This window comes from Acinetobacter sp. V104_13, assembly GCF_031798995.1.
In the GTDB taxonomy this organism is placed as follows: Bacteria; Pseudomonadota; Gammaproteobacteria; order Pseudomonadales; family Moraxellaceae; genus Acinetobacter; species Acinetobacter pittii.
This window is the reverse complement of sequence record NZ_JAVQNP010000021.1, coordinates 24,021-38,415: the sequence shown is the minus strand read 5'-3', so window position 1 is coordinate 38,415 and position 14,395 is coordinate 24,021. Positions and strand designations below refer to the sequence as shown.

Annotated in this window: 15 protein-coding genes and 1 tRNA gene; 9 read left to right on the top strand and 7 right to left on the bottom strand. The window is 38.9% G+C overall.

All coding sequences use genetic code 11. The features are described from left to right. The first annotated feature begins 229 nt into the window (after window positions 1–229). From RMB06_RS06145 to RMB06_RS06130, 4 genes are all read left to right on the top strand, one after another. Window positions 230–1,102, top strand: a complete 873-nt coding sequence (locus RMB06_RS06145) for a pirin family protein (RefSeq protein WP_130173077.1) — start codon at window positions 230–232, stop codon at window positions 1,100–1,102. Window positions 1,103–1,542: 440 nt separating this feature from the next. Continuing rightward, a complete protein-coding gene (locus tag RMB06_RS06140; RefSeq protein ID WP_005066911.1) occupies window positions 1,543–2,841 on the top strand; it encodes an FAD-dependent oxidoreductase in 1,299 nt (432 codons plus the stop codon). 4 nt (window positions 2,842–2,845) lie between these two features. Then, window positions 2,846–3,673 carry a cyclopropane-fatty-acyl-phospholipid synthase family protein gene (locus RMB06_RS06135; RefSeq protein WP_270907333.1) on the top strand — a complete coding sequence of 276 codons (828 nt, stop codon included), beginning with the start codon at window positions 2,846–2,848 and terminating at the stop codon, window positions 3,671–3,673. A gap of 8 nt (window positions 3,674–3,681) precedes the next feature. Beyond that, a complete protein-coding gene (locus RMB06_RS06130; RefSeq protein ID WP_005066916.1) occupies window positions 3,682–4,104 on the top strand; it encodes a GFA family protein in 423 nt (140 codons plus the stop codon). A 535-nt stretch (window positions 4,105–4,639) separates the two neighbouring features. Here RMB06_RS06130 and RMB06_RS06125 read toward each other — a convergent pair. Continuing rightward, window positions 4,640–5,023, bottom strand: coding sequence for a hypothetical protein (locus RMB06_RS06125; protein ID WP_311078798.1), 384 nt, complete (start codon window positions 5,021–5,023; stop codon window positions 4,640–4,642). A gap of 165 nt (window positions 5,024–5,188) precedes the next feature. Here RMB06_RS06125 and RMB06_RS06120 point away from each other — a divergent pair, with 165 nt between their 5' ends. Continuing rightward, a complete protein-coding gene (locus RMB06_RS06120) occupies window positions 5,189–5,329 on the top strand; it encodes a hypothetical protein (protein ID WP_270907331.1) in 141 nt (46 codons plus the stop codon). 3 nt (window positions 5,330–5,332) lie between these two features. Here RMB06_RS06120 and RMB06_RS06115 read toward each other — a convergent pair. Beyond that, window positions 5,333–5,408, bottom strand: a tRNA-Thr gene (locus tag RMB06_RS06115). Between the two features lie 124 nt (window positions 5,409–5,532). Continuing rightward, window positions 5,533–6,777, bottom strand: a complete 1,245-nt coding sequence (locus RMB06_RS06110; protein ID WP_311078797.1) for an MFS transporter — start codon at window positions 6,775–6,777, stop codon at window positions 5,533–5,535. Window positions 6,778–6,916: 139 nt separating this feature from the next. Between RMB06_RS06110 and RMB06_RS06105 the strand changes: the two genes are divergently transcribed. Beyond that, window positions 6,917–7,837, top strand: a complete 921-nt coding sequence (locus tag RMB06_RS06105) for a LysR family transcriptional regulator (RefSeq protein ID WP_311078795.1) — start codon at window positions 6,917–6,919, stop codon at window positions 7,835–7,837. On the opposite strand, the gene RMB06_RS06100 is transcribed toward RMB06_RS06105, so the two are convergent. Further along, the gene (locus RMB06_RS06100) at window positions 7,834–8,721 is read right to left on the bottom strand and encodes a DMT family transporter (RefSeq protein WP_311078793.1); all 888 of its coding nucleotides are present in this window, start codon (window positions 8,719–8,721) and stop codon (window positions 7,834–7,836) included. The two genes, RMB06_RS06105 and RMB06_RS06100, sit on opposite strands and share 4 nt — an antisense overlap. 229 nt (window positions 8,722–8,950) lie before the next feature. On the opposite strand from RMB06_RS06100, the gene RMB06_RS06095 reads away from it, so the two are divergent. Together RMB06_RS06095 and RMB06_RS06090 are read left to right on the top strand one after the other, a co-directional pair. Beyond that, on the top strand, window positions 8,951–9,694 hold the full coding sequence (locus RMB06_RS06095) for a hypothetical protein (protein WP_311078792.1): 744 nt from the start codon (window positions 8,951–8,953) through the stop codon (window positions 9,692–9,694). 19 nt (window positions 9,695–9,713) lie between these two features. After that, entirely contained in the window at window positions 9,714–10,106 is a 393-nt protein-coding gene (locus RMB06_RS06090) for a hypothetical protein (protein ID WP_057068914.1), read from the top strand. 46 nt (window positions 10,107–10,152) lie between these two features. Here the strand turns inward: RMB06_RS06090 and RMB06_RS06085 are convergent, their stop codons facing one another. The 3 genes from RMB06_RS06085 to RMB06_RS06075 form a co-directional block, all read right to left on the bottom strand. After that, on the bottom strand, window positions 10,153–11,154 hold the full coding sequence (locus RMB06_RS06085; protein ID WP_063097727.1) for an aldo/keto reductase: 1,002 nt from the start codon (window positions 11,152–11,154) through the stop codon (window positions 10,153–10,155). A gap of 111 nt (window positions 11,155–11,265) precedes the next feature. Then, window positions 11,266–12,168, bottom strand: coding sequence for an AraC family transcriptional regulator (locus RMB06_RS06080; protein ID WP_017402764.1), 903 nt, complete (start codon window positions 12,166–12,168; stop codon window positions 11,266–11,268). A 123-nt stretch (window positions 12,169–12,291) separates the two neighbouring features. Further along, window positions 12,292–13,092 (bottom strand): GNAT family N-acetyltransferase, encoded by an 801-nt coding sequence (locus RMB06_RS06075; protein ID WP_311078789.1) that lies wholly within the window; start codon window positions 13,090–13,092, stop codon window positions 12,292–12,294. 698 nt (window positions 13,093–13,790) lie between these two features. On the opposite strand from RMB06_RS06075, the gene RMB06_RS06070 reads away from it, so the two are divergent. Next, on the top strand, window positions 13,791–14,342 hold the full coding sequence (locus RMB06_RS06070; protein ID WP_311078787.1) for a helix-turn-helix domain-containing protein: 552 nt from the start codon (window positions 13,791–13,793) through the stop codon (window positions 14,340–14,342). Window positions 14,343–14,395: the final 53 nt, after the last annotated feature.

Here is a 14,395-nt window from a genome sequence, read left to right as displayed (position 1 = left end):
AGGTCGTTATTGCCTAAAATTATGCTAGTTGAGTTTTATGTCGTGATTAAGTCTAAAAAATAGGATTAAGAATTTTAAAAATAGGACGATCTTAAAAAGAGCACATTAAATTCTATGATTGTCTCATAGATGAAATAATGTGTTGCTAATCCTGATCTATAAACTGCAATTATTGAGGCGTAAAATCAATACCAGTTCAAGAAAATCCTACATATATAGGAGAGATCAGATGAAGAAATTTCTTGGTGCATATCAAAATAACCACATGCATTGGGTGGGTGATGGTTTCCCTGTATATAACCTATTCTCTTATGACCGTTTAGGCCAAACCCTAAGCCCATTTTTGCTACTCGATTATGCAGCGCCTTATACATTCTCGCCAACGACTGAACAGCAAGGCGTAGGTTCGCATCCTCACCGTGGCTTTGAAACAGTGACCATCGCCTACCAAGGTGAGGTGACTCATAAAGATTCAAGCGGCGGCGGCGGAACCATTAAAACTGGTGATGTACAGTGGATGACTGCGGGCGCAGGCGTGTTGCATGAAGAATTCCATTCTCCTGAATTTGCAGAGCATGGTGGTCTGTTTGAAATGGTGCAATTGTGGGTAAATTTACCTGCTCATTCAAAAATGACGCCTGGAAAATACCAAGCGATTGAAGCGAAAGATATTCCAGACATTGCACTAGACGAGCACGGTAGTCATTTACGTGTGATTGCAGGTGAATATGCAGATGCAAAAGGTGCTGCAACTACATTTAGTCCATTAAATGTATGGGACGGTAAATTGGTTAAAGGCCAAAAACATACCCTCTATGTACCTGAAGGTCACACCACGCTTGTTGTGATATTAGATGGCGCGGTTGTTGTTAATGATGCAAATCGTCTTGAAGGTAAAACCGTTGCGATTTTGTCTCGTGAGGGCGTTGAGTTTAGTTTAAATGCAGAAGAAGACACTAAATTCTTAGTGTTGACTGGACAACCACTCAATGAACCAATCGAAGGTTATGGTCCATTCGTAATGAATACCAAAGCTGAGATTATGGAAGCGATTAATGATTTTAATCGTGGAAAATTCGGTTCAATCATGCAAGAAGCATAAATTGCCGAATTGCATTTGAATAACCTCTAAAAACAAAGTAATAAAAAGCCCGCTATCAAGTGTGAATAGCGGGCTTTTTCGCTGTAAAGATTCTGTTTTTATGATGGTTTTCATTGTTGTTGCGGCATTGTTTTATGTGATTTGCTTCTCATTATTATGAGTTAATAATATATTAAAAAAAGATTCTTGTAAAACAAATGATATAAAAATAGTTAAATTATCTTATTTTATTTAAAAGATTTTTTTTAAATTTTTAAAAAATATAGATTTTTATACACTCATCCTCTTTTGTAAAATTTTATGAAAAACTTTTGGGCGGATCTGTTAAATTTTTTCTATATAAATTGATGCAAAAAATAAAAATCTGGTAGTTTTTAATACGGTGTTTTTTTAGGGTATGAGTGATAATCAAAAAAATTCTCGAAAAATGGGACATCATTTTGAATATCGCAATTATTGGCAGTGGAATGGCAGGGCTTGCGGCAGCAAGAATTCTGAAAGATGCAGGGCATACGATCACGATATTTGAAGCACTTCCTGGCCGGGGAATGGATAGCCATAGCATTGAGTTCGATGGTGGAATTATTGATGCACCGCTACGTGTGATGAATCCTCACTTATGGAAAAATACACTTAGCCTTGCTGCTCATTTAGGCATTAAAACTTTCCCAGTTCGTACTTATATGTCTTGTAGCTGGTTATTCGAAGATCGTACGGAAACATGGTTAACGACTTCTCGTAGCCGTATTGGTAATTTCCCGATTATTAATAACCGTAAAGGCATCCAGCAATATGGCTGGCGTCTTGTGAAAGGGATGTTGCAATTAAAAACTGCGATTCACCAGTTTTTCAAATCTAAAAATCAAGATATTACCCTCGCTGAATTTATTAATCAGAACGATATTGAGGAAGTATTCTGGCATGGGGTGGTCATGCCGGTGCTCTACACAATCTGTACATGTAATCCAAAAACAATTGGCGATTGGCCTGCAAAAAACTTACTTGAGTTTTTACGTCACTTAACTGATGGCGACATGTTGTTGCGCATGAAAGGTGGCACACCGGCATTTGTAGATAGCTTGATTAAAGGTATCGATATCCATAGCGGATCGGCAATTAAGAAAGTTGAGCAACAAGGCGAAAAAGTACTGGTTGAAAACAGCCAAGGTGAACAGAACTTATTTGATCGAGTGATTGTTGCAACGCCAACCTCTAAAATCGATGAGTTTTTAAATCCTGAACAGTTTGCAGAAGATATGAACCTGCTTAAGCAATTCCGCTTTGAGCAAGGCGATCTTGTCATTCATACCGATGCGACCGTCATGCCACCACGCCGTAAGGACTGGTCAGTTCTGAGCTACATGATGGACCGTAAGTTTACGCGTCAGCAGTTTACAGTTTGGATGAATGCGGTTGAGCCAACACTCGTGGGTAAAAATCCTGTATTCCAAACTTGGCGTCCAGTGGTTGATATTGACCCTAAAAAAGTTATTTCAAAAGTGACTTTAACGCGTGCAGTTGTAGACTCACAAACGGTTGCTTTAAACAAAGAATTGCAACAACGTCATTTAGACCCAAGCCGTAAAGTATTCTACTGTGGTTCATGGTCGTGTGATGGCTTGCCAATTTTAGAGTCAGCAGTGACTTCTGCCATGCATATTGCTGAAATTTTAGGTGCACCTTTACCATTTGTAGGCTTAAAACCTAAGGTGGAAGTTGCCCCAGAACTCGGCTACTAAAATTGTGAAAACAAAAGTTCGAGCAGCTCTCTCTCGATTCATTCCTCATAAATATGCAATTGATGCATCAAGCTTAGGGGATGATCAAGAGCTTGCTTGGACAAATTTGGGTTTTTGGAAAAATACTCAAAACTACCGTGAAGCTTGTTGCCAATTGGCTGACCATTTGGCACAAGCTGTCAATTTAAATTCAAAAGATCATCTCTTAGATTTAGGCTGCGGACAGGGTGCAAGTTTGTTGCACTGGTTACAGCATTATCAGCCTAAAAGCCTCAGTGCAGTTGAATTGCAAACCCAATGTGTTCATAAAATTCAAAAGCTTATTCCCGAAATAAGCCAGATTTTTTGCGGTTCATTTTTAAATTTAAAACAATTTGAATTTAAACAATACTTCGATGTGGTGATGTGTATTGATGCCGCTTATCACAGCAATTTAAATTCATTTCTAGATTCCATCGCTCCAGTTTTAAATTCAAAAGGACGATTAGGTTTTCACTACCTAATGCGTGCCGATTCATGTCAAAACATGACCACTCTACAAGAACAAAAGCATCGTTATTTACTCAAAGCAGCAAATGTCGCTTGGGATACTGTGCCAAATGAAAAAATGCTCAGAGCTACCTTGGAACAACAAGGTTTTGTCGATATTCAAATTGAAGATTTATCTGAGCAAGTGTTACTCGGTTTTTCGAAATATATTCAAAATCAACAAGGACAAAAGCAAAGCCGAGGATTGGCAAATTTTAAAATTCAAATGACTGCAAAGTTATGCCAACAACTCTACCAAAATGGATATGTACGTTATATTCAAATCACAGCAATAAAAAAATAGGATGAGCTATGTCAGCCAAATATCAAGGATCGTGTTTATGTGGAGCTGTGAGCTACCAAAGTGAAGCAGAGCCACGTTATAGCTTTAATTGCCATTGCCGAGATTGCCAAAAGGCAACAGGTTCAGCATATGCACCAATCGCTTTTTTTCACCAGTCTGAATTGAAAGTAAGTGGTGAGCTGAAATATTTTGAGACTTTGGGATCTTCTGGTCGAGCTATTAAAAGAGCATTCTGCCCGACGTGTGGTTCTCAGCTTTTTGGCTTACCTGAAATTGCACCTGAAATGATTTCAATACGTGCAGGTACGCTTGATGACCCGAGTCTCTATCAGCCTAGAGCAGAGGTGTTTGTGAGCCAAGCCTATGCATGGGATACCCTGAACCCAAACCTTAAACACTTTGAAAAAATGATAGAGAAGAGCAAGAAATAAGGCTTAATTAAAGAAGCCAAATATTGCCAAAGTACAGATTAAAGTAAAGCTGACAATGGCGAAAAATAATATGGTTTTTCTAAATTTTAGCTGAGGCATTTTACTTACAATGAAAATAAGGCATGTAAGTATGGTCACTAAAGGTTGAAAAAGATTTGATGGCAAAGTAAACATCTCGTTCATTGTTGTTTTTAAATTTATTCTAGAAATAAAGTAATAAACTCATTATATCGTTTTCTTATTTAATTGACGAACAGAACTTGTTTATAAATTCATATTTTTATTTCAATGATAGTAAATCAAGTTTTAAATTTAAAAGAACCATGTACGCTTTTTCGTACATACATTCGGGAAATTGGCGTCTTTTTATGACGTGATGAATTGCCTATGATGAACTCATCAGGAACAGGAAGTTCCGAAACGTAAAACAACAATAATAAGTTTAAGCATCAGGACGTGAGGTATTACAGGAAGTGTACCTAGTAACGAAATACGAAAAAAGCCCAACAGGATGCTGGGCTTTTTTCATTTCTTATTAACGAATTTCTTTACCGCCTAAGGCAGCACAGTTAAAAGGTGTATTCCATTTCACAGCAGTACCTGTGAGTACTGGGCGAACAATACGCCAAGGCCAGAAGCCAAATCTTTGGCTTTGGTGATAATTAATTACCACATCTGCACCATATTTACGGGCAACGGTAGCTAATTTAGGTTTTACTTCTTCAAAACCACCATAGGTTCCTTTCGCGGCTTTAATACGTTTAATAGATTTATAGTGCTCTGCTGAAGGAGTACCCTCAATTAAGCAAATAGGTGGATTTGCAGTAGTTTGAATTTGAGGTTGAGATGTAGTTTCTTGAGCATATGTTGTTAAAGGGAATGCTAGAAATAAAGCAGGTAAAATAAAACGAAGTTTCATACTTCTCCGTATTGGTATCTTAATGAATTAAAGTTTATAAAATAGGTCTTATTTATATGACCTTATTTGGTGGTGCATTATAATGCTATCTTTTTCATATTTCTTATTTTAAAAATATATTTTTTTATAAATTAATAACGTATATTTTTCTGTTAAAACAATAAATTGGTTTTAGAAAAATATTTTGAAGCTCGAGTTTATAATAAAATTTTAGGTAAATACCTTCATTCAAAACAGTATGAATATACTATGCCTAAAACCACAGACAACAAAAAACCCCATAAATCAAATATTCATGAGGTTTAATGATGGTGCCGGCACACGGATTCGAACTGTGGACCTACTGATTACAAGTCAGTTGCTCTACCAACTGAGCTATGCCGGCAATGTGGAGTGAATTTTACAGTTTCTTAAAAAAATTACAAGCCAAAAAATGAGCATTTAAATTTTTTCTATCAATTTCTAGATGCTCATAGGGTTTAGCCTGAAAAAGTTAGGATTTCAACACATTAATGCGCTTTCGCGTGTTTTGTATAAATTACTAAAAATATTCCAAGTAATGACAGTACAACAGTTAAGCTTACAATGGCACTCCAACCACCGTGCAGCCAGAACCAACCGCCTGCTGAGCCGACAATACTTGAACCCATATAGTAAAAAAGTAAGTAGAGCGAACTAGCATGAGCTTTCGCTTGTTTGCTTTCAGCACCAACAGAACTACTGGTAAGTGAGTGGGTAATAAAGAAACCCGTAGTAATAAATGCAATACCAATAATAATGCCGAACAGAGAAGTGAGCAGGGTCATGAGGCTCCCTACAATCATTAAGGCAAAGCCACTCATCATCATGGTTTTTTTACCCAAGCGATCGGCTAAGCTACCTGCCAGAGATGAAGACACCATTCCAAAGCTATACGACAAGAAAATAAGGCTAATTTGCGTCTGACTGAGTGAATAAGGTGCTCCACTTAAACGGAAAGTGGCATAGTTAAACAAGGTCACAAAAACACTTGTGAGCAAGAATCCAATGGCAAACAGACGTAATAATTTTGTATTGCTTAAATGAGCACGCCACATTTGCATGTGAAACCCTAAATTTAGCCCTTTTTTCTGCACAAAATTATGCGAAGCAGGCAGTAGTTTTAAAAAAGCAATTGAGCAAATAAAACAGATTGCCCCAAGTAAACCTAAGGCGGTGCGCCAAGAAAAATATTCAACCAAAATACCCATGCCGACACGGCCCATCATGCCACCAAAAGCCGTACCTGCAATATATAAACCCATGGTTTTACCCAAGTGTTCAGGTGCAATTTCTTCGGCAATCCAAGCCATTGTCACTGCTGGCACACCGCCGAGCAGTAAACCTTCTAAAGCGCGTGCTATCAGCAAACTGTGCCAGTTAGGGGTAAACATTGAGATAATATTTAAAATTGCGGCACACAGCATTGATGTAAAAATTACACCGCGACGGCCAAGGGCTTGTGAAAAAGCACTCGATAGCACAATTGAAATCGCTAAAAAGGCAGTTGTTAATGACAGGGCTAAAGAGCTACTCGCGGGGCTAATTTGGAAACTTTGGCTAAATGCAGGCAACAGCGGCTGTACACAATAAATCAGTGAGAAACTGGCAAAACCTACGAGGAATAAAGCAAATCCTGCGTGTTTATAGGCCTTAGTCCCTTTGTGAATCCACTCACGGGAAAGAACAGAAGTTGCCTCAGTGCTTAAGGTACTGGGTGTAGATGAAGAACTCATATCATGACCATGACAGAAAGAAAGTGCAGTGCTTGAAGGCGTGCTGCATCGAGAAAATTCGATAAATTAAAATTAGCAATTTGAATGGTATTTTTCTAATATATTTAACAATGGGTCATGATATGTTTTATATATAGCGATGGAACTAAGACATATACGCTACTTTTTAGCGGTAGCAGAAGAAAAAAACTTTACCAAAGCTGCGCAACGCTTAAACATGAGCCAGCCGCCTTTAAGCATGCAAATACGAGACTTAGAAGAAGAGCTGGGTGCAGATTTATTTATTCGTTCGCCCCATGGGGTGGAGCTGACCGAAGCGGGGCTTGCCTTTTTAAATGCAATTCAGCCAGTACAGCAGCGTGTAGAAGATGCAGCAAACCTTGTTAAACAAGTGGCAAATGGCGAAGTGGGTCAATTACGGTTAGGCTTTACAGGCACTTCAATGTTGAATCCTTTAATTCCTAAATGTGTTCGCTATTTTCAGCAGCAATATCCGAAAGTGAATTTAAAACTTGAAGAAGCCAACACCTTACTTCTCATCGATTTATTGCTCGAAGATCGCTTAGATGTCGCGATTATTCGCTCACCTCGCAACATTCCAGATAGTTTAATTATTCAAGAATTATTAGCAGAACCCCTCATTGCTGCTTTGCCTTCCGAGTCTTTTCAACTCGACGATGCATCATCAGAAATTGATTTAACCGCGCTGCGAGAACTTGATTTTATTGTCTCGCCGCCATCCATTAGTGCAGGGCTTTTTGATGCGATTAAACAGGCCTGCCATGAGCGTGGCTTTGAACCGAAAATTGGACAAAATGCTCCGCAAATTGTGTCGATTTTATCATTAGTGTCTGCAAATTTGGGGGCGTCTTTGGTTCCCGAGTCGACCAAACAATTGCAAATACAGGGTGTGGCTTATCGCTCTTTGAAAGCGCCTGTTCCTACGGTGGGTTTAGGGCTTGCCTATAAAAAACATGCCCCTTCACAAATGGCGATTAACTTTGCCAGTGTGGTGCAAGTGGCTTGTCACCACGCCAACGAAATAGATGAAATCGGCTAGTTTGATTTCGGTGTTCTGTTCATTAAAAAGATGCCTGAAATAATAAAAATCGCGCCATATAAAAACGATAAAGTCGGCTGTTCGTGAATGAAAACCCAAGCCATAAGTGCTGCAAAAATCGGTTCAGAAAGTTCGGTCACTTGTACCTTGGCCGCACTCATATAAGACAATGCTTTGGTGGTGCAGAAAAAGCCGAGTATGGTCGGCAGAACAGCTAAACCAATCAAACCTAAAATAATGTCACTATTAAAATTAATACTGTGAAAATTAATTAAAAACGGAACCGCAAGATAAACGCTACCAAACAGCAGTAAGTATTTAGTCAGAAATAGTCCACCGTTTAATTTGAACTTTTTCACTAAAACCGAAAATAGGCCATAACCCGTGCCGGCAATAGAAGCATTGATCAGCATTAAAAGGCTATTTTCACCTTTCCATGAAATGATACTAATCCCCGCGACAGCCAATAATGTTCCAATAAGAGAGTGAATGTAGATGCTTTCTTTTAAAATGAACCGACCAAAAAATAGGGCAGAGATGGCAGCCGAAGCCATGAGTACCACCACAACATTAGCTGCTGCACCGTGGTTGTAGGCAATGGTTTCGAAAAAGAATAGTGAGAAAATTCCTAAAAAAGCACATATGGCAATTTGAGTAAAAACGCTGATTTTACTTGGCGTGCTGCTAATAAAAGCAATCTTTTGACTGACTGGCACTTTAAATAAAAACACACTTAAAAAGAAAAAGGCGATAATGGTTTTTAAAAAGGCAATGTCTTGTGGGTTTAAACCACTGTGCATGAGTAATTTACTAATTACACCAATAGAGGCATTGAGTGCAGCTGCACAAAGCGCAAATAGGCTTCCAATAATTAGATTATTCACTCTTATAATTCTTCCTAAGTTTTACGCATGCAGTCTACAATATTTTTTGGATGAATATTCAACAAAAATAACCAATTAACGCTTAATATTTTCAATGATTTATTTTGAATTGATTTAATAAATTTTTATTTAAGACTAAAGGCATTCTATAGACTTTTGTTTCAAATAATTGTGATTTAGAGCGCCAGCTCATATTATATAATTAGTTAATTATTAAAGAATTTTAAAAATGATTAAATCAATTATTACAGGCTGCGCGGTTCTTACACTTTCAGCTTTGGCGGTCACGCATGCAGAGTTTTCTTATGAACAAGAGCTACAACAAAGCTGTAATAAAGTGAAGCAATACGCGAGTTTAGGTAAGAAATTCTACGACCAAAAACAATATAAAAAAGCGCTCGAAAATTTCCAGAATCAAGCCTCTTGGACTGCATTTTGTAAAGCCAATGAAGATGAAACCACAGTTAAATTTACTGACCGTGATATTGAAGTTGCCAACAATAACGTGGGCTTAGCCTATGCCAAATTAGGTCAACCACTTTGGGCAAGATCATGGTTTATGCTTGATGAAAAATCAAAATCTAGCCAATTTAATCTTAAGCAATTACCTACACCTAAAGCCTCAAATGATTTATCAGGTGAATATGTCCGTTACTCTGGTTTTGGTGAGTGGGATCACATCACGGTAAGTCGTAAACAGGGTCAATATGCAATCAGCTATGCCGGTTTATATATGGGACTTAGAAGCTTAATTTATGGCCCAAACATGGGTGAGTTCGACACCAAAATGCTGACTAATAAGAAGCAAACGGTTTATAAAAATGAAGACTGTCGTATTCAGCTCGATTTTAAATCTAACGCAAAATTAGGAAATTATATTCAAGTTAAACAAAATGAAGGCAACTCGGGGTGTGGCTTTGGACATAACGTTTATGCCGATGGAACGTATTTAAAAGTTGAGTCTGGAAAATAAAAACGATAGGAACACAATAATGAAAAATATATTTGCGCCTTTACTACTTCTTTCGACGGTTATTTTTTCTGCTCACATTTATGCAGAACCAACCAGCACCTGTAAAGAAGTGAAATTCCAAAAATCCGATGAGACGTGGAGTGGGCACTATTATTTAAATGGCGTGATGGAAGTTGGTTCAGAACTTTTACTCCAGCCAGACGGCAAGTTTCAATGGATGCTCGCTGTGGGTGCTTTAGACCAATATGCCGAAGGCACATGGTGGAAAAACGGGGGCTGTATTGGTTTAAAACCAGACTCTAAATTTAAAAAGGGTTTAAGCATTTTCCCTGAAAGCCTAACGATTTCGGATAAATCCTTAGATGCGATCTGGGAAGGTGGACGCCAGCAAGGCACATATAGCAAAGACTAAATTAAAAAAGTCCGACACGGAGTCGGACTTTTTTATGGCCTATATTTTAGTGATTCACCGCAGCAAGTTGCTGAGCGTTATAGCGTGCGCCCATGTTTGGGTATCTCGCAATAATCGCGTCGATTTCTGCCAAATCTGCCGCTGTTAAATGAAGGTCTACAGCACCTGCATTTTCCACAAGTCGCTCGATTTTACGTGTACCCGGAATTGGAATAATGTCGTCACCTTGCGCCAAAATCCAAGCCAAAGCCAGTTGAGCCGCTGTCGCGTTTTTGCTTTGAGCAAATTCGCTAAATGCCTGCGCTAAGCTTTGGTTATTTTTCCAGTTATCGCCCTGATAGCGTGGCAACTGACGACGGAAATCGTTTTCGTCTAGGCTACCCACATCAAGCGTATTGGTGATTAAACCACGTGACAGCGGTGAATACGGCACAAGGCTAATACCTAACTCACGAATCGTTTGCAAATGGGTTTGCTCAAACTCACGGGTAAGTAGTGAATATTCATGTTGAACCGCTGCAATCGGGTGAATCGCATGTGCTTTACGAATGGTTTCAGCCGATGCTTCACTGAGTCCTAAATAACGAACTTTACCTTGTTTGACCAAGTCAGCCATTGCGCCAATGGTGTCTTCGACTGGAACATTCGGGTCAATGCGGTGCGCATAATACAAATCAATCACGTCTGTATTTAAGCGTCTTAAACTGTTTTCGACCGCAACTTTAATCCACTCAGGTGAGCCGTCGATATAAGACTCTAAAGAGTTTTTCGGGTTAAGGTTGTCTTCTTTATAACGAAAGCCAAATTTGGTCGCCAAAAACACTTTGTCGCGGTGTTTTTCTAAAACTTTTGAGAGCAAAACTTCATTTGCGCCGTTGCCGTACATGTCGGCAGTGTCCCAAAAGTTAATGCCGAGGTCTAATGCCTTTTCTAGAGTGGCAATGCTTTGTGTGTCATCTGAGGCACCATAGGCAAAGCTCATTCCCATGCAACCTAAACCAAGTGCTGATACTTTTTCGCCTGTTTGTCCTAAAGTTCTATATTTCATTTTTCACACTCTTTTTGCAAAATCACTTGAGTAGAAAAACTATAAAATGCTTTGGCTCAAACTGACGTATAACATTCAAACCAATAATTATAAAATTCAAACAATCTGTTTTTAGGCCACACAGTCTTCGCGGAATTTTTTAGGTGAAAATCCGGTATTTTTCTTAAAGAAGTTAGTGAAATATGCTGAATATTCAAAGCCTAAGCTATAAGCAATTTCGGAAATATTCCAACTGGTGTGTTGTAGCAGTGCTTTCGCTTCTTGCGTAATGCGCGAGCTAATATGTTCAGAGGTGGTTTTACCTGTGGCTTCTTTTACGGCTCGGTTTAAATGGTTCACATGCACCGACAAGCCATAGGCAAAGTCATTTGCAGTTTTGAGTTTAAGCTGAAAATGGGGCGAGTCGATCGGGAACTGGCGTTCTAATAATTCAAAGAATAAATGGCAAATCCGAACAGCAGCATTGCTATGTTTTTCAAACTGTTGGGTCGGTTGCATTTTCATGGCTTCATGCACAATTAGGTGCAAATAATTTCTTAAAACGTTGTATTTATGAATATAGTCTGAATTTATTTCAGTCATCATCTTTTTGAAAATAAATGAAATTTCTTCAACTTGTTGGTCATTTAAAAAATACAGCGGGTCGCCGTCGACTTTAAACAGCGGTGAGTCTTTTAAAAAACTTTGTCTTGATTCTTGGTTTACAAACTCTTCGGTAAATAGACAAAACCAGCCTGCCTGTTCGGGCGAGTTAATTTCCCATGCATAGGGAACCATTGGGTTTGAAAACAGTAAAGCAGGGCGGTCAACTCGAATCCAGCGGTTGGCGTAGTGAAGTTCACCTGTGCCTAAAACTAGTGAAATTTTATAATAATCGCGGCGGCTATAAGGGGTGAGAAATGAGCAGGCATCGCGTTGGAACACGTTGAAATGTCCAAACGAAGTTGATGGAACCGAGTAATCGCTATCTCTGGTTAAAGAAAAGCGGCGATAAAAATCATGTATGGTTTCCATGTCTTTGCCTGCATGCGTTATCAATTTATTTAAAGTTATAAAATTCAAACTTTATTTACTTTAGCTTTTATTTATAGCGTGATCAATCAGTACATTTAAGCAGTTTTGAAAATGAATGATTTTTTATAAATACTCTGGGTAAGCAATGTAAGAAGACTCTACACATTCGAAGCCCATTTGCCGATAAAGACTAACCGCTGGGATGTTATCAACGTCAACAATTAAGTGGGCAATCCGTCCAGTTTCAACAATCCGATTAACTGCAAATTGTAAGACGCGCTCGGCAAAACCTTTTCGACGATAAGCAGGGAAGGTATATGTGCCGCCAATAGAAACGAGTCGATCGGTTTCTATGCCTAAACGCACAATTGAAACGATTTGTTCGTCTACGTCAAGCACAATAATTTTTTGTTGTTGAATTAGAAATGCCCAATCAGGTGTTTCATTTACGGATCGCTCTTTATTGTATTGATGTTGATATTCGTTAAGACGGGCAATGTCCGAGAGTTCAGCCAAGCGGCCTTGAGCTTCAGAAAATTGGCGTGAGCAAATCATGATCCATTGATCATATTCTCGTAAAATGCGTCCTTTTTGTTTTATCTCGACATGTAATAAGTCTCGCCCGATTGCGGTCGTTACAATCCGACGCGGTTGAAGCTGTAAAATTGAGGTATAGAGCAATGAACCAGATGATGCCTCTGACGGAACCCAGAAACAGGTGCCACCAGCAACGATGACCGCGACTCCTAGCAGTTGCTCGGCGTTTTGTGAGTTATACAACCGCAAGAGTTGCCACTCTGCATTGGTAGCTTGTGTTTGAGCAAGAAAGGCCATCGCCCCAATAGAATAATTGGACCGTTCATCAAGCCATTGAAAGATAAGTTGGTATTCTTCTGAACTGGTGGGAGGTCCCTTTATTATCATTATTAATTACCTATTCAAATCATGAACTCAATCATAATTCACTATCCTATATTTTTATTATCATGACATCGTTAAATTTAAGTTGAAGGTCTTTTTAGCTTAAATATCTAATTGAATAAACAACAATAATTATTTAACCAATTTCTATTCAACCTTACATTGACACTCAAAAACTCGCGGATTATCCTTTGCCTGCTGGCCACATTGCCAGCCGGTTTTAGCAGACCGCGGTACAGTGCATCAGATTTAATCCTTCTGAGGATGGAATCTGCTTGTATTCCACTCGTCTCCCTGACGTTACGTTATGGTAGGGCGGAGGGGGGACACCTTCGGGTGTGCTGGTTCTGTACCCAGTCTGCTAACCCCCCTTCGTTCTGCCACCATCTTTTAGCAGAGATTGGCAGAATTCTTATTTGTACAGGAATCCGTCATATGCGTACTATTTTATCTATCTCATTGGCAACCTTTGCCAAAGTCTTTACGTCCATACCCAACTGGTCTTTAAAACGGTTTAATCGACTCTAGGTTTTAAGCCATAGGTCATTACGACTAAAAAATCATAGCAACAATAAAACCCGAGATAGGCGAGCACACCATTTTTGTGCGGCTTTTGCATGCCTGTTTTTAGCGCTCAATTTAAGAGTGACGGCATTTCTATCTCTTTTATTTACAACAAGAAATTATTTTAAACGGTATACATGAAAAATTTAGAAGCTTCCTTTCGAGCGACGCGAGCGCTATACACAGCAGCAGAGTTATTTAAACAACATGGCTTCAACAAGGTCGGGGTGGACCGAATTGTTCGCGAGGCCAAAATGACTAAAGCCACCTTTTACAACTACTTTCACTCCAAAGAAAGACTGATTGAAATGTGTTTGTTGGTTCAAAAGGAACAGTTAAAAGAAAAAGTGCGGGCGGTAAGCGAGGCTCGCCAATATCCAGATTTGGTTCATCAGCTCAGGCAAATTTACCTTTTACATGCTGACCTAAAAGGTGCCTATTACCTTTTGTTTAAAGCGATTTTTGAAATTAAAAAGCTTTATCCAAATGCCTATCAAACTGCACTCAGATATAGGCGCTGGCTTAAAAATGAAATTTTTTGGGTACTGAGGGAATCTAAAAAAAGAGCCACATATGAAGAGTCTGATATTTTTGTATTTATGATTGATGGCGCGATTTTTGGACTTTTAGGTTCAGATCAGACAAAGGACAGAGATACATTGCTTGAATATTTTTTAAGGCGGGTTTGATGGAGGGAAGGCCCGACGGGAGTTGGGCTTTTTTAAACTTAAAAATTTGAGTG